This is a genomic window from Streptomyces sp. NBC_00210 (assembly GCF_045160975.1).
Taxonomy (GTDB): Bacteria; Actinomycetota; Actinomycetes; order Streptomycetales; family Streptomycetaceae; genus Streptomyces.
Map to the genome: position 1 here is coordinate 7,520,811 of NZ_CP108120.1, position 16,021 is coordinate 7,536,831.

The 16,021-nt window shown below is 69.5% G+C and carries 17 protein-coding genes; 7 read left to right on the forward strand and 10 right to left on the reverse strand.

What is annotated here, in order from left to right; genetic code table 11:
- The first annotated feature begins 11 nt into the window (after window positions 1–11).
- The 3 genes from ureG (at window position 12) to OG729_RS34110 (ending at window position 3,158) form a co-directional block, all read left to right on the forward strand.
- Complete coding sequence (gene ureG / locus OG729_RS34100; protein WP_405809766.1) at window positions 12–689, forward strand: urease accessory protein UreG; 678 nt, start codon at window positions 12–14, stop codon at window positions 687–689.
- Window positions 686–1,426: an urease accessory protein UreD gene (locus tag OG729_RS34105; RefSeq protein WP_405809768.1), complete on the forward strand. Its 741-nt coding sequence runs from the start codon at window positions 686–688 to the stop codon at window positions 1,424–1,426. The genes ureG and OG729_RS34105 overlap by 4 nt, the downstream gene beginning before the upstream one ends.
- Before the next feature lie 169 nt (window positions 1,427–1,595).
- Complete coding sequence (locus OG729_RS34110) at window positions 1,596–3,158, forward strand: alpha/beta hydrolase (protein WP_405811380.1); 1,563 nt, start codon at window positions 1,596–1,598, stop codon at window positions 3,156–3,158.
- A 165-nt stretch (window positions 3,159–3,323) separates the two neighbouring features.
- Here OG729_RS34110 and OG729_RS34115 read toward each other — a convergent pair whose 3' ends face one another.
- A complete protein-coding gene (locus OG729_RS34115; protein WP_360870758.1) occupies window positions 3,324–4,031 on the reverse strand; it encodes a lysophospholipid acyltransferase family protein in 708 nt (235 codons plus the stop codon).
- A 272-nt stretch (window positions 4,032–4,303) separates the two neighbouring features.
- On the opposite strand from OG729_RS34115, the gene OG729_RS34120 reads away from it, so the two are divergent.
- Both OG729_RS34120 and OG729_RS34125 read left to right on the forward strand, forming a co-directional pair.
- The gene (locus OG729_RS34120) at window positions 4,304–4,846 is read left to right on the forward strand and encodes an ATP-binding protein (protein WP_360870761.1); all 543 of its coding nucleotides are present in this window, start codon (window positions 4,304–4,306) and stop codon (window positions 4,844–4,846) included.
- 195 nt (window positions 4,847–5,041) lie between these two features.
- On the forward strand, window positions 5,042–5,479 hold the full coding sequence (locus OG729_RS34125; RefSeq protein ID WP_405809770.1) for an SSI family serine proteinase inhibitor: 438 nt from the start codon (window positions 5,042–5,044) through the stop codon (window positions 5,477–5,479).
- 25 nt (window positions 5,480–5,504) lie between these two features.
- Here the strand turns inward: OG729_RS34125 and OG729_RS34130 are convergent, their stop codons facing one another.
- The 5 genes from OG729_RS34130 to OG729_RS34150 all read right to left on the reverse strand — a co-directional run bounded on the left by OG729_RS34130 (window position 5,505) and on the right by OG729_RS34150 (window position 10,026).
- The gene (locus OG729_RS34130) at window positions 5,505–5,663 is read right to left on the reverse strand and encodes a hypothetical protein (RefSeq protein ID WP_360870767.1); all 159 of its coding nucleotides are present in this window, start codon (window positions 5,661–5,663) and stop codon (window positions 5,505–5,507) included.
- A 63-nt stretch (window positions 5,664–5,726) separates the two neighbouring features.
- Window positions 5,727–6,677 (reverse strand): cytochrome c oxidase assembly protein, encoded by a 951-nt coding sequence (locus tag OG729_RS34135; RefSeq protein ID WP_405809772.1) that lies wholly within the window; start codon window positions 6,675–6,677, stop codon window positions 5,727–5,729.
- Window positions 6,678–6,826: 149 nt separating this feature from the next.
- Window positions 6,827–7,852, reverse strand: coding sequence for a 6-phosphofructokinase (locus tag OG729_RS34140; RefSeq protein ID WP_360870773.1), 1,026 nt, complete (start codon window positions 7,850–7,852; stop codon window positions 6,827–6,829).
- Between the two features lie 184 nt (window positions 7,853–8,036).
- Window positions 8,037–8,765: a glutamine amidotransferase gene (locus OG729_RS34145; protein ID WP_360870776.1), complete on the reverse strand. Its 729-nt coding sequence runs from the start codon at window positions 8,763–8,765 to the stop codon at window positions 8,037–8,039.
- A 22-nt stretch (window positions 8,766–8,787) separates the two neighbouring features.
- Window positions 8,788–10,026, reverse strand: coding sequence for a MurT ligase domain-containing protein (locus OG729_RS34150; RefSeq protein ID WP_360870779.1), 1,239 nt, complete (start codon window positions 10,024–10,026; stop codon window positions 8,788–8,790).
- Between the two features lie 115 nt (window positions 10,027–10,141).
- Here OG729_RS34150 and def point away from each other — a divergent pair, with 115 nt between their 5' ends.
- Entirely contained in the window at window positions 10,142–10,681 is a 540-nt protein-coding gene (gene def / locus OG729_RS34155; protein ID WP_360870782.1) for a peptide deformylase, read from the forward strand.
- 106 nt (window positions 10,682–10,787) lie between these two features.
- Here the strand turns inward: def and OG729_RS34160 are convergent, their stop codons facing one another.
- Entirely contained in the window at window positions 10,788–11,435 is a 648-nt protein-coding gene (locus tag OG729_RS34160) for a TetR family transcriptional regulator (RefSeq protein ID WP_405809774.1), read from the reverse strand.
- A gap of 168 nt (window positions 11,436–11,603) precedes the next feature.
- On the opposite strand from OG729_RS34160, the gene OG729_RS34165 reads away from it, so the two are divergent.
- Entirely contained in the window at window positions 11,604–12,830 is a 1,227-nt protein-coding gene (locus OG729_RS34165; protein WP_360871022.1) for an acyl-CoA dehydrogenase family protein, read from the forward strand.
- 69 nt (window positions 12,831–12,899) lie between these two features.
- On the opposite strand, the gene OG729_RS34170 is transcribed toward OG729_RS34165, so the two are convergent.
- From OG729_RS34170 to OG729_RS34180, 3 genes are all read right to left on the reverse strand, one after another.
- Window positions 12,900–13,388, reverse strand: a complete 489-nt coding sequence (locus OG729_RS34170; RefSeq protein WP_360870788.1) for a glutathione peroxidase — start codon at window positions 13,386–13,388, stop codon at window positions 12,900–12,902.
- 76 nt (window positions 13,389–13,464) lie between these two features.
- Entirely contained in the window at window positions 13,465–14,985 is a 1,521-nt protein-coding gene (locus OG729_RS34175) for a glycosyltransferase family 39 protein (RefSeq protein ID WP_405809776.1), read from the reverse strand.
- Between the two features lie 141 nt (window positions 14,986–15,126).
- Entirely contained in the window at window positions 15,127–15,999 is an 873-nt protein-coding gene (locus OG729_RS34180; RefSeq protein ID WP_360870794.1) for an acyl-CoA thioesterase II, read from the reverse strand.
- Window positions 16,000–16,021: the final 22 nt, after the last annotated feature.

Consider the following 16,021-nt stretch of genomic DNA (forward strand, 5'->3'; position numbering starts at 1 on the left):
GGAGCCGCACCATGCACCTCGACCACTCCCACGACGGACCGGCCGCAGTCGGCGCCGATGCGACCCGTTCCGACGGCACCCGGCGTGCCCTGCGCATCGGCCTCGGTGGCCCTGTCGGCTCCGGCAAGACCGCCACCGTCGCCGCGCTCTGCAGCGCACTGCGCGACCGGCTGTCCATCGCCGTCGTCACCAACGACATCTACACCCGCGAGGACGCCGAATTCCTGCTCCGTAACGCCGTGCTGCCTCCGGAGCGCATCCAGGCCGTGGAGACCGGCGCCTGCCCGCACACCGCGATCCGCGACGACATCTCCGCCAACCTCGAAGCCGTCGAGGAGCTGGAGGAGAGCGTCGGCCCGCTCGATCTGATCCTCGTCGAGTCCGGAGGCGACAATCTCACCGCCACCTTCTCCAAGGGGCTCGTCGACGCCCAGATCTTCGTCATCGACGTCGCGGGCGGCGACGACATCCCGCGCAAGGGTGGCCCCGGCGTCACCACCGCCGATCTGCTCGTCGTCAACAAGACGGACCTCGCGCCGTACGTCGGCTCCGACCTCGGGCGGATGGCCCGCGATGCCAAGGAGCAGCGCGGTGAACTCCCCGTCGTCTTCACCTCACTGAAGGGCGAGGGGGGCGTGGGCCCGGTGGCCGAGTGGGTGCGCGACCGGCTCGCCGACTGGACCGCATGAGCATCCACGCCACCGCCCGAATCGTCGCCACCCGCGAGGGACTGCCCGAGCTGACGAGCGACGGACCGCTGGCGCTGCGCCGTACCCGCGCCACCGGCCCGTACACCCGGGTCACCGTCGTCGGCGCCATGAGCGCCCCGCTCGGTGGCGACCGGCTCGCCATCGAGGCCGAGGTGGGTCAAGGCGCCCGGCTTCATGTCGACTCCGCGGCCGCCACCATCGCGCTGCCCGGACGCACACCCGAACCGGCCCGCTACGACGTGCGGCTGACCGTCGGCGAGGACGCCGAGCTGCGCTGGCTGCCGGAACAGCTCATCTCCGCGTACGGAAGTGACCTGCGGATGCGTACGCGGGTCGAGCTGACGGCCACGGCACGGCTGGTGCTGCGCGAGGAGCAGATCCTCGGCCGGTACGGCGAGCAGCCCGGCACCCTTGCCACCCGCCTCACGGTCCGCCGCGCCGGGCGCCCGCTGCTCGACCAGGAGCTCGGCTACGGCCCGGGCGCGCCCGGCGGCTGGGACGGCGGCGCCGTCCTCGGCGAGCACCGTGCCGTCGGCCAACTCCTTGTGGTCCACCCGGCATTGGACGACAAACCGGCCGAATCGCGACTGTTCGGCGAGGCTGCGGTTCTCACTCCGCTCGCCGGCCCGGCCTTCCTGGTCACAGCCGTCGCACCAGACGCCCGCCAGTTGCGGTGCGTACTGGACGAGGTGCTTCGCGCCGAACTCCCCGGCTGACCCCCCTGACGGGGCCCGTAACGCTGCACCGCTCAGCGGGACTTGAGTCACCGGTTATTGGTTCGGTAAAGAACACCAGTACGACCTGTTCTCGGCATGCCCGCAGACGAAAGGATCCCCTGGAGAACTCGACAACAGATAGGGGGAGTTCTACGTGAGACGCACAGCAGTGCTCGGCTCGGCCGGCACTCTGATCGCGGGCACGCTCATTGCAGGCGCGATGGCGGCTCCGGCGGCCAACGCCGAGAGCCGCCATCGCGGCTACTCCGAGGCTCGCGGCGCTCAGTTGGCCGCCGAGCGTGCCGCAAAGAAGGGCATCGACTGGGCGGACTGTCCGGCGGACTGGGGATTCGCCAAGCCCATTCAGTGCGGCTGGGTGAGCGTTCCGCTCGACTACGCGCGGCCCAACGGCAAGCAGATCAAGATTGCCGTCGACCGCATAGGAAACACCGGCACCGCGGCCGACCGCCAGGGCGCCCTGGTCTACAACCCGGGCGGCCCCGGTGGCTCGGGCATGCGCTTCCCGACCCGGGTCACGAACAAGAACCCGCTCTGGGTGAACACCGCCAAGGCGTACGACTTCGTGGGCTTCGACCCGCGTGGTGTCGGCCACTCGGCCCCGATCTCCTGCGTCGACCCGCAGGAGTTCGTCAAGGCTCCGAAGGCCGACCCGGTGCCCGACAGCGAGGCCGACAAGCGCGCCCAGCGCAAGCTCGCCGCCCAGTACGCGGACGGCTGCGCCAAGCGCAGCGGCTGGATGCTGCCGTACATGACCACGCCGAACACCGTGCGCGACCTGGACGTCGTCCGGGCCGCTCTCGGTGAGAAGAAGCTCAACTTCCTGGGCGTCTCCTACGGCACGTACATCGGCGCGGTGTACGCGACGCTCTACCCGGGCCATGTGCGCCGGATGATCGTCGACAGCGTGGTCAACCCGTCGCGGGAGAAGATCTGGTACCAGGCCAACCTCGACCAGGACGTCGCCTTCCAGATGCGCTGGGACGACTGGAAGGCCTGGGTCGCCAAGAACGACGCGACCTACCACATCGGGGACACCCCCGAGAAGGTCGAGCAGCAGTGGCTGAAGCTGCGGGCCACCGCCAAGAAGAGCCCGCTCGGCGGGGTCGTCGGACCGGCGGAGCTCATCAGCTTCTTCCAGAGCGCGCCGTACTACGACTCCTCCTGGGCGCCCACCGCCAAGGCCTGGAGCAAGTACGTCGCCGGTGACACCCAGGCGCTGGTCGACGCCGCGGCGCCCGACCTGTCGGACACCGCGGGCAACATCGCCTCGGAGAACGGCAACGCCGTCTACACGGCCGTCGAGTGCGCGGACGCCAAGTGGCCCACCAGCTGGAAGAAGTGGGACCGGGACAACACCCGGCTGCACAAGGACTACCCGTTCATGACCTGGGCCAACGCCTGGATGAACCTGCCCTGTGCCACCTGGTCGTCCAAGCAGCAGACGCCGGTCAGGGTGAAGACGGGCAAGGGTCTGCCCCAGGTGCTCATCGTGCAGTCGACCCGTGACGCCGCCACGCCCTTCGACGGCGCCGTCGAACTGCACAAGCGGCTCAAGGGCTCGCGTCTGATCATCGAGAAGGACGCCGGTTCGCACGGTGTGACCGGCCTGGTCAACCCGTGCATCAACGAGCGGGTGGAGGCCTACCTGCTCAGCGGCAAGCTGGACAGCAGCGATGTGACGTGCACCCCGCACGCCACGCCGAAGCCGTAAGACACACCAGCAGCACGGGGGAGGGGCGGCCGGTTTCCGGCCGCCCCTTCTTCGGCTACGGCGCTCAGGTTTTCGCTCCCGCCTCCGCGTCCCCACAGCCACGCGTCCTCCCGCGGGTACCCGAAGCGCTCGCAGTGGGGTGCGTACTGCGCGGCCGGGCGCCTTTCAGCTTCTTCGCCGTGGGAATTTCTTCGGCTGCTCCAACTCCGCCTTGACGTCGGCGGCATAGCGGTCCACGTACTCCTGTCCGGACAGCTCCAGGATCGCGTACATGATCTCGTCGGTGACCGCGCGGATCGCCGCCTTGTGGTTCTCCATTCCCGCGTACCGCGAGAAGTCCATCGGCTCGCCGAACCGCACCGTCACCCGCTTGATCTTCGGCAGGACCTGCCCCGGTGGCTGGATCTCGAACGTCCCCACCATCGCGCACGGCACCACCGGCACCTGCGCCCTGAGCGCCATCACGGCGACGCCGACCTTGCCCTTGTAGAGCCTGCCGTCGTGCGACCGGGTGCCCTCGGGATAGATCCCCAGCAGCTCGCCCTTGGACAGCACACCGAGGCCTTCACGGATCGCCGCCTGACCGGCCTCCTTGCCGGAGCGGTCCACCGGGATCTGCCCGGCGCTGCGGAAGAACGCCGCCGTCAGCCGGCCCTTGAGTCCCGGCCCGGTGAAGTACTCGGCCTTCGCCAGGAAGGTGATGCGGCGCTTGATGATCGCCGGCATCAGGAAGTGGTCCGAGAACGACAGATGGTTTCCGGCGACGATCGCCGCGCCCTCTGCCGGAATGTGCTCGAGTCCCTCGATCCTGGGCCGGAACAGCAACCGCAACAGCGGCCCCAGAATGACGTATTTGAGCACGTAATAGAACAATTGAGGGTGCTCCTCACTTGGTCCGGATCGGCGTCAGGACTGCGTTGTGCCAGGTCAGTAGCGTCGCAAGAACGGTCAGTTTAGGTGCAGCCATCGCCCCGCGTAACCGCCTCGGACCGGACAGTCTGCTTGCGCCGGACGGGCGATGTGTTGCGGTCTTGGGCACCCGCGGTCAGTCTGGGTGGTGACCCAGAAGCGACACTTGCTCACTCTTCGCACTCGGGGGTCAAGCAGCCGAAGGGGTGACCAGGTCGCGGTGAGGAGTAACGGTCATGCATGTCACGGCCGCCTGCCGCTACACCTTGGAAGTGCAGGCATCGACAGAGCGGATTCCTCAGATCCGGCGCATTCTCGCCGCGCATCTTCGGTACTGGAGCCTGGAAGACCACATCACACCGGTCTGCCGGGCGGTCGACGAACTCATCGGCAATGTCGTTCAGCATGTGAAGGGCGACAAGGCGTGCGTGGTGGAACTGCGCTGGACGGGCCGGCACCTGATCGCGTCCGTGGCGGACAAGGACCGCCGGATGCCTCGGCTGACCAGTTCCAGCCCCTCCAAGGGCGGACTCGCCACCGTCGCGGTTCTCAGCGACAGCTGGGGCACCTGCGGCACCGCCACGGGCAAGGTGATCTGGTTCAGCCGTCGGGTGAAGGAGGTCCAGCGTGTCCGTCGGGCAGCGCCGGTCCCGAAGTCGCCCGTGCCTGAGTTCAAGCCCCTGCCTATGAGCCCCGTGCTCCACGGCGAAGGTGTCCCGGCCGTGCCGCTGGAGGCTCGGTCCGTCGATCGCGTGGGCGCGGCCGTGGCAAGCGGCTGACCGCTTGCCGCTGCTTGCAGACTGCGGAGCCGTACGGGCGATTCGCCTCGCCCGTACGCGCTACCCGCCCGCGCGGCCCCTTGCCGACGCCGGTCGTGAGCAGGTGCGCTTGCCTGTGTGTGGTCCGGCCCTGCGCCGGGCCACAAGCCTCACGGGCCACCAAGACTCACGGACCACCAGACTCAGGAGCCCTGGATGCACCGCAGCGCCGTCCTCGCCGCAGCAGCCCTGATGTCCCTTGCTGCGACCGCTGTCCCCGCGACCGCTGTCCCCGCGCGCGCTGTCCCCGCGCGCGCTGTCCCCGCACACGCCGTCGGCGACGAGCCGGCACCCCGAGGCCTGTTCCTCACCGTGTCCGGGAGCGAGAACACCTGGGTGCGCGGGGTGCTGCTGCACTGCTCGCCCGAGCCCGGCGGGGCGCACCCCGATCCCGCCGCCGCATGCAGCGCGCTCGCGGCGGCGCGCGGGGATCTGGACCGGCTGCCGGGCGATCCGCATCCGTGCACCGAGGAGTTCGACCCGGTCACGGTCGACGCCACCGGAACCTGGCGCGGCCGCATGACCGCCTGGCACAAGACGTACGCCAACGCGTGCGCGCTGGACGCGGCAACCGGTGAGGTATTCCGGTTCTGACCGCGTTCGCTCGCCGGCCGCGGGGTCAGTTGCTGCGCGAGGCCACCACCCCGATCGTCAACAGGCCGAGCACCACCCAGCCGAACCAGAGCCACCCATTGCTGCCGAGTGCCGCTGTATAGGCCGTCACGACCACCAGGGTCCCGACGGTGAGCACTCCCATCGCCTTCGTGGATCCGGACATGTGCGCCCTCCTCCGACGGCCCCGGCCGCCGCCCTCATGGTCACCCGTGAGGAGGGCTGCGCGCTACTGCCCGCGCGCCTGGAGCGAGGCGAGATACGCGTTGTACGCCGCAAGATCCTTGTCGCCGTCCCGGTCCGCGGCCCGGTCCATGCGCCTGGCCTGCCGCTGCTCGGAGCGGTACCACTGGAAGACCAGCGCGATCAGCACCAGCACGGACGGGATCTCGCTGAACGCCCAGGCAATACCGCCCGCCGCGGTCTGGTCGGCGAGCGCGTCGATGCCGAGCGAGGCCGGCGGATTCTCGTACGCCTTGATCATCGGCTCGGTCGCCATCATCAGCGCGATCCCGAAGAAGGCGTGGAACGGCATGCCCGCGAAGAGCTCCAGCATCCGCATCACATAGCCCGGCCGGTGCGGGCCCGGATCCACACCCATGATCGGCCAGAAGAAGACCAGGCCCACCGCGAGGAAGTGCACCATCATCGCCACATGCCCGGTCTTCGACTCCATGAGGAAGTCGAAGAGCGGGCTGAAGTAGAGCGCGTAGAGGCTCGCGATGAACAGCGGGATCGTGAAGACAGGGTGCGTGACCACACGCATAAAGCGACTGTGCAGCAGCCCCAGCAGCAGCTCGCGCGGCCCCTTGCGGCCGCGGCCCGCGACCGGCAGCGCGCGCAGCGCCAGTGTCACCGGTGCGCCGAGCAGCAGCACGATGGGCGAGAGCATGCTGATCACCATGTGCTGCACCATGTGCACGCTAAACATGACCATGCCGTAGTCATTGAGCTTGGTACACATCACCAGCGCCACACTCAGCACGCCCAGTGCGAAGGCGATGGTGCGGCCGACCGGCCAGGCGTCGCCGCGCCTGCGCAGCCGCAGTACGCCCCAGCCGTAGAGGCCGAGCGCAAGCAGACAGCCGACCAGGAAGGACGGGTCCGGTGAGAATTCGAGCCCCCGCCCCAGCGTGAACGGCGGCAGATCCATCGTCATGCCGTGCCCGCTGTGATCCATCCGCCGGCTCCTGTTTCTGCTGCTGGTTCGTGCTGAGATGTCCGCTTGTCCGCACCAGAGTAGAACTGCCCCCGATCGCACCTGCGACCGGGGGCAGTTCATTCAGATATGGGCTGATTTGCGAGGGGCCAACCTGAGAGTATGCAGCCTCAGAGCACGCACTCGGCCTCGGCGTAACGCTCGGCCGGGACGGTCTTCAGCGTCTCCACCGCCTGGGCCAGCGGCACCATGGTGATGTCCGTGCCGCGCAGCGCCGTCATCATGCCGAACTCACCGCGGTGCGCGGCCTCCACGGCGTGCCAGCCGAAGCGGGTGGCGAGGACACGGTCGTACGCGGTCGGGGTACCACCGCGCTGGACGTGGCCGAGGATCACGGCACGGGCCTCCTTGCCGAGCCGCTGCTCCAGCTCGACAGAGAGCTGCTGGGCCACGCCCGCGAAGCGCTCGTGCCCGTAGACGTCCTTGCCGCCCTCGTTGAACTTCATCGAGCCCTCGCGCGGCTTGGCGCCCTCCGCCACCACGACGATCGCGAACTTCTTGCCCGCCGAGAAGCGTTCGCCGACCCGCTGGGTCAGCTCGGCGATGTCGAAGGGCCGCTCCGGTACGACGATGGCGTGGGCGCCCGCCGCCATGCCCGAGTGGAGTGCGATCCAGCCGGTGTGCCGCCCCATGACCTCGACGATCAGCACGCGCTGGTGCGACTCGGCGGTGGTCTTCAGCCGGTCGAGCGCTTCCGTCGCGACACCGACAGCGGTGTCGAAACCGAAGGTGACATCGGTCGACGCGATGTCGTTGTCGATGGTCTTCGGCACGCCGACGATCGGCAGCCCGCCCTCGGAGAGAAGGTTGGCGGCCTTGAGAGTGCCTTCGCCGCCGATCGGGATGATCGCGTCGAGACCGAGCTCGGCGACATGCCCCTTGGCCCGCTCCACGCCGTCGCGCAGATGCGCGGGCTGGACCCGGGAAGAGCCGAGAATCGTGCCGCCGCGAGCCAGGATGCCGCCCACCGCGTCAAGATCGAGCTTGCGGTAGTCGCACTCCAGAAGGCCCTTCCAGCCGTCGTGGAAGCCGATGACCTCGTCGCCGTGATCGACGACGGCGCGGTGCACGACGGAACGGATGACGGCGTTCAGACCGGGGCAGTCGCCGCCGGAGGTGAGCACACCAATGCGCATAGCCCGAAATACCTTTGCAAACGTGGGCCGACTTCCGGACCACGTCGTCCGGTTGGATCCCCGCCACCCTACCGGCGATGGGTGACGGGGCCGAACCGGGCGTCCGACTGATGGACGGCAGCTTCCTGCCGGTCGGGTTCCTGCCAGGCGGACCCGCCGGCAGGCTCCGCGCGCAGGCTCCCGGTCAGGCGGGCTGCGTCGCCGACGCGATGCGCTCGGCGCGCAGCGCCTCGTACCACCGGTCGTCCGTCGGCGGCAGCGCGTTCACATCGAGGGCCAGCTTCAGCAGCAGGTCCGCGATCTGCGGGTTGCGCGCCATCACGGGACCGTGCATGTACGTGCCGAAGACGGTGTCGTTGTACGCGCCCTCGGTGCCGTCGCCCGTGCCGTTGCCGCGGCCGAGGATGGTGCGCGCGAACGGGCGGGCCGTCGGGCCGAGGTGCGTGATGCCCTGGTGGTTCTCGAAGCCGGTCAGCTGCGGCAGGCCCAACTGCGGGTCGATGTCAGCCAGTACGTCACCGACGCACCGCTCGCCCTCGCCGCGCGTGGAGATCACGTCGATCAGACCGAGACCCGGCTCGCGCTCGCCGAGATCATTGATGAACTCATGGCCGAGGATCTGGTAACCGGCGCAGACGGAGAAGATGATCGCGCCGTTGGATGCGGCCCGGCTCAGTCCGCCGTCGCGGCGCAGCCGCTCGGCCGCGAGCCGCTGCGGCCGGTCCTCGCCGCCGCCGATCAGATAGATGTCGCCGGAGGTGGGGACCGGCTGGTCGCTGCGTACGTCGATACGCATCACGTCCAGGCGGCGCTGCCGGGCACGGCGCTCCACGACCAGCGCGTTGCCCTGGTCGCCGTAGGTGCTGAGCAGGTCCGGGTAGACCCAGACCAGACGCAGGCTGCTGTCGCTCATACTCTCGTCAATCCTCTGCGGGTCAGTTGCCGACGCGGCGGCGCAGGTCCTGGAAGGCGGTGTAGTTGGCGATGACCTCGATCCGGCCGGGCGGGGCCAGCTGCACCGCCTCGTCGGCGTTCTCGCACACCCGGAAGTCCAGGCCCGCGACCTCCAGGCGGACGGCGAGGTCCAGCTTGCGGTCGCCGATCACGAAGATCGGGTGGCCGGCGAGCCGGGTGTAGTCGACGTCCCAGAGCCAGGAGGTGTCCGTGCCGTCGGCGCCGCGCGCGTTGACCGAGAGGATGACGGGCGTCGGCGGCGGGTCGATCAGGGAGAACGTTTCGAGCCAGCCGGCCGGGTTCTTCGCGAGCAGCAGGCGTAGCTCGCGGCCGAGGAAGCTGACCACGTCATAGCGGCCGGCGACGGCCTGGACCTGATACATGCGCTCCAGGGCGACCTGCGGCGGCACTCCGAAGCAGGCGGCGACCGCGGCGGAGGTGGCTGCGTTCGCCTTGTTGGCGCGGCCGGGCAGCTGGAGGTGGATCGGCCAGGCCGAGCCGTGCGGGTCGAGGACGTGGTCACCGCTCAGCACCCAGCTGGGGGCGGGGCGCCGGAAACCGCACTCGCCGCAGAACCAGTCGTCGCCGGGGCGCTGCATCACACCGCCGCAGGACGGGCAGGACCAGGCGTCGTCCTTCCACTCCTGGCCGGCGGCGACCCACACCACGTTGGGCGAGGAGGAGGCGGCCCACACGATCAGCGGGTCGTCGGCGTTGGCGATGACCATGGCCTTCGTACCGGAGAGTCCCTCGCGCCACTTTTCGGCCAGCATCCGGGTCTCGGCGGCGCGGTCCAGCTGGTCGCGCGAGAGGTTGAGCAGCGCGATCGCCTTGGGCGTCACATCGCGGGCAACGCCGGCGAGGTACTTCTCGTCGACCTCGATCACACCGAACTTGGCGTCGGAACCGCCGGCCAGCGCGGAGGTGATGCCGGCGGGCATATTGGCGCCGAGCGCGTTGGAGACGACCGGGCCGCTGGCCCGCAGCGCCTCGGCGATCAGCCGGGTGGTGGTGGTCTTGCCGTTGGTCGCCGACACGAGGACGACGTCCAGGTGCTGCGCCAGCCGCCCCAGCAGATCGGGGTCGAGCTTGAGCGCGACCCGGCCGCCGATCACCGAGCCGCTGCCGCGTCCGGCGGCGCGCGACACCGCCGCTGCGGCCTTGCCTGCCGTCACGGCGAGCTTGGCGCGCGGCGTCAGTGGCTCCGAGTTGCCTGACATCGTCCTTGATCCTCCTTGCATCGGTCCGGCCCAGCCTATCGAGGTCCACTCATGCGCCCGTACGTCGGCACCGGCGGAAAACGTGGAGGTCACGGCGGACCGTACGCTTACGGCCATGCGAAACCGGCCGATCCCAGGCAGTTCCGGACTCGTGAGGGGCATGAGCCTGCTCGGAGATCCGGTGCTGCACGCCCCGTGTGAGACCGTCACGGACTTCTCTCCCGTGCTGAAGACGCTCATCGAGGACATGTTCGCGACGATGTACGCGGCGCAGGGGGTGGGTCTGGCGGCGAACCAGGTGGGGGTGCCGCTGCGGGTGTTCGTGTACGACTGCCCGGACGACGATGACGTCCGTCATCTCGGACACATCGTCAATCCGCGTCTGGTGGAGGCGGACGGGGTCACGGTGCGGGGGCCGGAGGGCTGTCTGTCGCTGCCGGGCCTGGAGGCGGGTACGGAGCGATTCGACCACGCGGTGGTGGAGGGGGTGACGGCGGACGGCGAGCCGGTGCGGGTGGAGGGCACGGGCTTCTTCGCGCGGTGCCTGCAGCATGAGTGCGACCACTTGGAGGGGGCGGTCTACATGGACCGGCTCACGGGCTGGCGCCGGGCGAGAGCGCTGCGAGCGGCGCGGCGTGCGCCGTGGTCACCGTAACTGGGGCTCCGCCCCAGACCCCGCCCCCTACGCCCTTCGGGCGTGGGGGACCCCCAGCTCCTCAATCGCCCGAAGGGCGTCTGGGGTCCGGGGGCTTGCCCCCGGTTCAGAACGTCTGGCCGCCCGGACGGTCCGCCGCCGCGGCCAGGCGCCCCCACAGCAGGTCCGCCAGGCACCGCACCAACTCCGCGCGGGAGCACTCGCGTTCGCCCAGCCACCAGTCCCCGGCCGCGTGCATCATGCCGACGATGCCATGGCCCCACACCCGGGCCAACTGCTCGCTGTCCGGCCCGAGGTCGACCCGGTCGTAGATGACCATCGCCAGCTCTTCGCCGAGCCGTCGCAGCAGCGGTGCCGAGTGCCGGCCGACGTCGAACCCCGCCTCCGAGGGCTGGCTGTCCTCGGCCGGATGCATCAGGAATCGGTAGACCTGCGGCCTGGCTTCGATCGCCGCGAGATACGTGTCCAGCGTCGCCTCGACCCGCTCGCGGCGCTCGGAAGGCGCGTCGACCGCTTCCCGAAGCGCGTGCAGCAGCGCATCGGTGTGGCGCTTGGCCAGCGCCCGGTACAGGCCGCTCTTGTCGCCGAAGTGCCGGTACAGGATGGGCTTGGTGATGCCCGCCTCCGCGGCGATCGCGTTCATCGACGCCTGCGGCCCGTCCCGGAGCACCACTCGGTCCGCGGCTTCAAGCAGCTCCCGGCGCCGCTGGTCGGCCGACCGCTGCTGGCCCGCCGCCTGCTGTGTGGTCTCCATTGTCGTTTCTCCCCGCCCGTGCGATTGCGTGACGCCTGCGCAACGTAACACCCTGCCAGTCGGTCGAGGTGATCGGGCGGTGGCCGGTTGACATGGTCTACTTGCCGGTAACAGACTGCGGTTACCGCAAGTAACATGCAAGAGGTCACCGCAGTACTGGAGGGGAAAATGGCCGAGTTCACGCTCGAACTCAACGACGACCAGAAGCAGATCCGTGACTGGCTCAACGGATTCGCCAAAGACGTGATGCGTCCGGCCGCCGCCGAGTGGGACGAGCGTGAGGAGACACCCTGGCCGGTGATCCAGGAAGCGGCCAAGGTGGGAATCTACTCCCTGGACTTCTACGCCCAGCAGTTCTTCGACCCGACCGGCCTCGGGATCCCGATGGCGATGGAGGAGCTGTTCTGGGGCGACGCCGGCATCGGACTCTCCATCGTCGGCACGGGACTTGCGGCGGTCGGCGTCCTCGCGAACGGCACCGAGGAGCAGATCGGCACCTGGATCCCGCAGATGTACGGTGACGTGGACGACGTGAAGGTCGCGGCCTTCTGCTCCTCCGAGCCGGACGCGGGCTCCGACGTCGGCGCGATGCGCACCCGCGCGGTGTACGACGAGGCCAAGGACGAATGGGTGCTCAACGGCACCAAGACCTGGGCGACCAACGGCGGAATCGCCAACGTCCATGTCGTGGTCGCGGTCGTCGACCCGGAGCTCGGCTCCAAGGGCCACGCCTCCTTCATCGTCCCGCCGAACACTCCCGGTCTCTCGCAGGGCCAGAAGTTCAAGAAGCACGGCATACGCGCCTCGCACACCGCCGAGGTGGTGCTGGAGAACGCACGCGTCCCCGGCTCCTGCCTGCTCGGCGGCAAGGAGAAGCTGGACGAGCGCCTGGCCCGCGCGCGTGAGAGAGCAAAGTCGGGCGGCGAGAGGGTGAAGAACGCGGCCATGGCCACCTTCGAGGCCTCCCGCCCGGCGGTCGGCGCGATGGCGGTCGGCACCGCCCGTGCCGCGTACGAGGTCGCACTCGACTACGCCATGACCCGCAGCCAGTTCGGCCGCCCGATCATCGACAATCAGGGAATCGCATTCCAACTCGCCGACATGCGCACCCAGATCGACGCGGCACGGCTGCTGGTGTGGCGTGCCTCCTGGATGGCGGTGACGGGCAAGCCCTTCACCTCCGCCGAGGGCTCGATGTCCAAGCTGTACGCCTCCGAGACCGCGAAGAAGGTCACGGCGCAGGCCATCCAGATCCTGGGCGGCAACGGGTTCACCCGTGAGTACCCGGTGGAGCGCATGCACCGCGACGCCGCGATCTACACGATCTTCGAGGGCACGAGCGAGATCCAGCGCCTGGTGATCGCCCGGACGCTGTCGGGCATGCCGATCCGATAGGCCGGCTCGTCCTCAGCCGCCGGACAGGCATGCGGTCAAGCCCGTCCGGCGCCTGAGGACACCGCGCACTCAGGCGCCGAGCAGTGCCTCGATCGCCGTGACGACCTCCGGGGCCTCCGGCTCCGTGCCCGGGCGGATCCGCGCCACGACCTGGCCGTCCTTGCCGATCAGGAACTTCTCGAAGTTCCACTGGACATCGCCGGCCTCGCCGTCCGCGTCCGCGACCTTCGTCAGCTCCGTGTACAGCGGGTGCCGGCCGTCCCCGTTCACATCCGTCTTCTCCAGCATCGGGAAGGTCACGCCGTACGTCGCCGAGCAGAAGGACTGGATCTCCTCCGCGTTGCCCGGCTCCTGGCCTGCGAACTGGTTGCAGGGCACGCCCAGCACCGTGAAACCGCGGTCACCGTAGCTCTTCTGAAGCCGCTCGAGACCGGCGTACTGCGGCGTCAGTCCGCACCGAGAGGCGACATTCACCAGCAGCACCGCCTTGCCCTCGAAGTCGGCAAGCGACGCGGACTCGCCGGTCAGGGTGCGCAGCGGGATGTCGGACAGACTCATCGGGTCTCCTTCTGGTGATAGCGATGCGGTCCAGTCTGACAATGGCCGCAGACACTCCAACGCGCTCCGAAGCTGCTTATGCCTTGAGTTCGAGGAGTGTCACGGTGATGCCTGTCACATGCGCGGAGCCGTACGCCGTGTACCGCGCACGCAGCGCCCGCTCCTGGTCGTCGGGCAGCTCCCTGAACGGATCCCCCCAGTTGCCCGACACGACGAGCCAGACGCGCTTGTCGCCCCGCAGACAGGCACCAGGGTCTCCGCACTCCGTGGGCCGCAGGTCGTCCCTGTCGGCGGACGACTCGGCCAGGAAGACGTCATGCATCCGCAGATCGTCCGGCAGGTAGAAGCGGACCCCCACGTCGAGCATCCGCCAGGCGTCGTCCCCGCGGTCGTAGATCACCGCATCACCGGGCTGGTAGAACTTCTCGATGGTCAGGGCGGCGCCCGGATAGTCCAGGCCGCTGCTGAAGTGCGCGAACGGCTTCCGAAGCGCCTGCTGCTCGCGCACGGTCAGCACCGCGAGCACCACCAGTGCCGCCGCCACGACCGCCCGGCTCCGTGCGGCGACCAGGCCCGCCCCGGCGAGCATCACCCACGCCGGCAGGGTGAACAGAAGATACCGGTAGAAGAAGTACGACACCTGCCCGTGCGAGACCACCCACAGGACCAGCGGCGGCAGCACCGCCATCGCGGTGCAGCACAGCGCGGCACTGCGGCGCTCGCCCCACGCGGTGACCGCCAGTGCGATCACCGCCCCGGCCAGCGTCGCCGACGCGAACAGCTGCGGCCAGATGGCGACCAGGCCCCACATGTCCGGCCGGGGGATCCAGGAGATCTGCCGGCCGGTCTGCGCCCTGCCCAGCAGCGCCACGGGAACCACACCGATCACACCCACCGAGACCGCGATGCCGAAGCCCCACAGCACCCGCCGCTCGGCTCGCACCCGGGAGCCAACCGCCACCATGTGCCCGAGCAGCACGGTCAGGGCCAGCAGATGGAACAGGCCGACCGCCGCCACACCCAGGGCGTATGCGGCCCAGCGCCGTCTGCTCCCCGGCCGGTCCAGCGCCCGCAGCAGCAACAGTGTGGACAGCGAGACGGCACAGACGACCAGTGCGTACGGGCGAGCCTCGTGGGCGTACCTGCTCACCACCGGGATCAACGCGAACAGCAGGCCCCCGGCCAGCCCGGCGCGGCGCCCGAACAGCCGCTGCCCGCACAGCGCCGCGCATCCGGCGGCACCGGCCATGGCCAGAGCCGACGGCAGCCGCAGCGAGGTCGCCGAGTCCCCGAAGACCGTCATCCACCCGTGCAGGAGCAGGTAGTAGGTACCGAGCACCGCATCCACCCGCTGGACAGTGTCCAGCAGTTGCCCGAGGTCGCGGGAGGCCACGTCCCAGCTGGTGAGCTCGTCCTCCCACATCACCGGGGTGCGGATGCCGTAGACCGTGCACGCCAGCGTGGCGACAACGGGCCACAGCCAGACGCTGCGCAGCACCCCGTGGGACTCCTGCTGCGCTTCGGGTGTCTGCGAGGGCCCGGTGTCCTCGGCGGGGGCCGGCCGGTCGAGGGTTGTCGGGCGGGGGAGAAGTGCCATGTCGGAGCCTTACGTCGCGGCGGTAGCGCGACGACCCTAGGGACTCCGAACCGTCAAACGGGTTGCGACATACCGGATATGGCGGATTTCCCCTGTTCGGCTACTCAGGCTTTGTCCAGCCTGTCTTACCGGGCTCGCTCGTCAGTCGCCCAGCCTGCGGAACAACCCCTCCTGCACCACCGACACCAGCATCCTGCCCTCGCGGTCGTAGATGCGGCCACGCGCCAGCCCGCGTCCGCCCGTCGAGATCGGCGACTCCTGGTCGTACAGGAACCACTCGTCGGCGCGGAAAGGCCGGTGGAACCACATCGCGTGGTCCAGCGACGCCATGTCGAAGCCGCGCCTGCCCCACAGCGGCTCGACCGGAATGCGGACCGCGTCGAGCAGCGTCATGTCGCTCGCGTACGTCAGCGCGCACGTGTGCACCAGTGGGTCGTCGCCCAGCGGGCCCACCGCGCGCATCCACACGGCGCTGCGCGGGTCCGCCTCCTTGATCTCCTCGGGGGTCCAGCGCAGCCGTTCGGCATAACGGATGTCGAAGGGCTGGCGGCGGGCCATCCGCTCCAGCGCCTCCGGGAGTTCGCCCAGATGCTCGCGGATCTCCGTGGTGAGCGAGGGGAGCGTCTCGGGGTCCGGGAACTCCAGCCGCGGCGGCAGCTGATGCTCGATGCTGCCCTCCTCGGGCCGGTGGAAGGAGGCGGTCAGATTGAAGATCGTCTTGCCCTGCTGGACCGCGGTGACCCGGCGGGTGGTGAACGAGCGGCCGTCCCTTACCCGTTCGACCTGGTAGACGATCGGCACGCCGGGGATTCCCGGCCGCAGGAAGTACGCGTGCAGTGAGTGGACCGGCCGCTCGCCGTCGGTGGTGCGGCCGGCCGCGACCAGTGCCTGGCCCGCCACCTGCCCGCCGAAGACCCGCTGCAGGGACTCGTTCGGGCTGAGGCCGCGGAAGATGTTGACCTCGATCTGCTCCAGGTCGAGCAGATCGACCAGGCGCTCGGCCGGATTCGTCATCGGGTGGTCTCCTGTGTTCCCA

What these genes read in the sequence shown, in the direction of transcription:
- ureG (WP_405809766.1), top strand. Translation starts at nt 12, where the DNA reads ATGCACCTCGACCACTCCCACGACGGACCGGCCGCAGTCGGCGCCGAT.
- OG729_RS34105 (WP_405809768.1), top strand. Translation starts at nt 686, where the DNA reads ATGAGCATCCACGCCACCGCCCGAATCGTCGCCACCCGCGAGGGACTG.
- OG729_RS34120 (WP_360870761.1), top strand. Translation starts at nt 4,304, where the DNA reads ATGCATGTCACGGCCGCCTGCCGCTACACCTTGGAAGTGCAGGCATCG.
- OG729_RS34125 (WP_405809770.1), top strand. Translation starts at nt 5,042, where the DNA reads ATGCACCGCAGCGCCGTCCTCGCCGCAGCAGCCCTGATGTCCCTTGCT.
- OG729_RS34130 (WP_360870767.1), bottom strand. Translation starts at nt 5,663, where the DNA reads ATGTCCGGATCCACGAAGGCGATGGGAGTGCTCACCGTCGGGACCCTG.
- OG729_RS34135 (WP_405809772.1), bottom strand. Translation starts at nt 6,677, where the DNA reads ATGGATCACAGCGGGCACGGCATGACGATGGATCTGCCGCCGTTCACG.
- OG729_RS34140 (WP_360870773.1), bottom strand. Translation starts at nt 7,852, where the DNA reads ATGCGCATTGGTGTGCTCACCTCCGGCGGCGACTGCCCCGGTCTGAAC.
- OG729_RS34145 (WP_360870776.1), bottom strand. Translation starts at nt 8,765, where the DNA reads ATGAGCGACAGCAGCCTGCGTCTGGTCTGGGTCTACCCGGACCTGCTC.
- OG729_RS34150 (WP_360870779.1), bottom strand. Translation starts at nt 10,026, where the DNA reads ATGTCAGGCAACTCGGAGCCACTGACGCCGCGCGCCAAGCTCGCCGTG.
- def (WP_360870782.1), top strand. Translation starts at nt 10,142, where the DNA reads ATGCGAAACCGGCCGATCCCAGGCAGTTCCGGACTCGTGAGGGGCATG.
- OG729_RS34160 (WP_405809774.1), bottom strand. Translation starts at nt 11,435, where the DNA reads ATGGAGACCACACAGCAGGCGGCGGGCCAGCAGCGGTCGGCCGACCAG.
- OG729_RS34165 (WP_360871022.1), top strand. Translation starts at nt 11,604, where the DNA reads ATGGCCGAGTTCACGCTCGAACTCAACGACGACCAGAAGCAGATCCGT.
- OG729_RS34170 (WP_360870788.1), bottom strand. Translation starts at nt 13,388, where the DNA reads ATGAGTCTGTCCGACATCCCGCTGCGCACCCTGACCGGCGAGTCCGCG.
- OG729_RS34175 (WP_405809776.1), bottom strand. Translation starts at nt 14,985, where the DNA reads ATGGCACTTCTCCCCCGCCCGACAACCCTCGACCGGCCGGCCCCCGCC.
- OG729_RS34180 (WP_360870794.1), bottom strand. Translation starts at nt 15,999, where the DNA reads ATGACGAATCCGGCCGAGCGCCTGGTCGATCTGCTCGACCTGGAGCAG.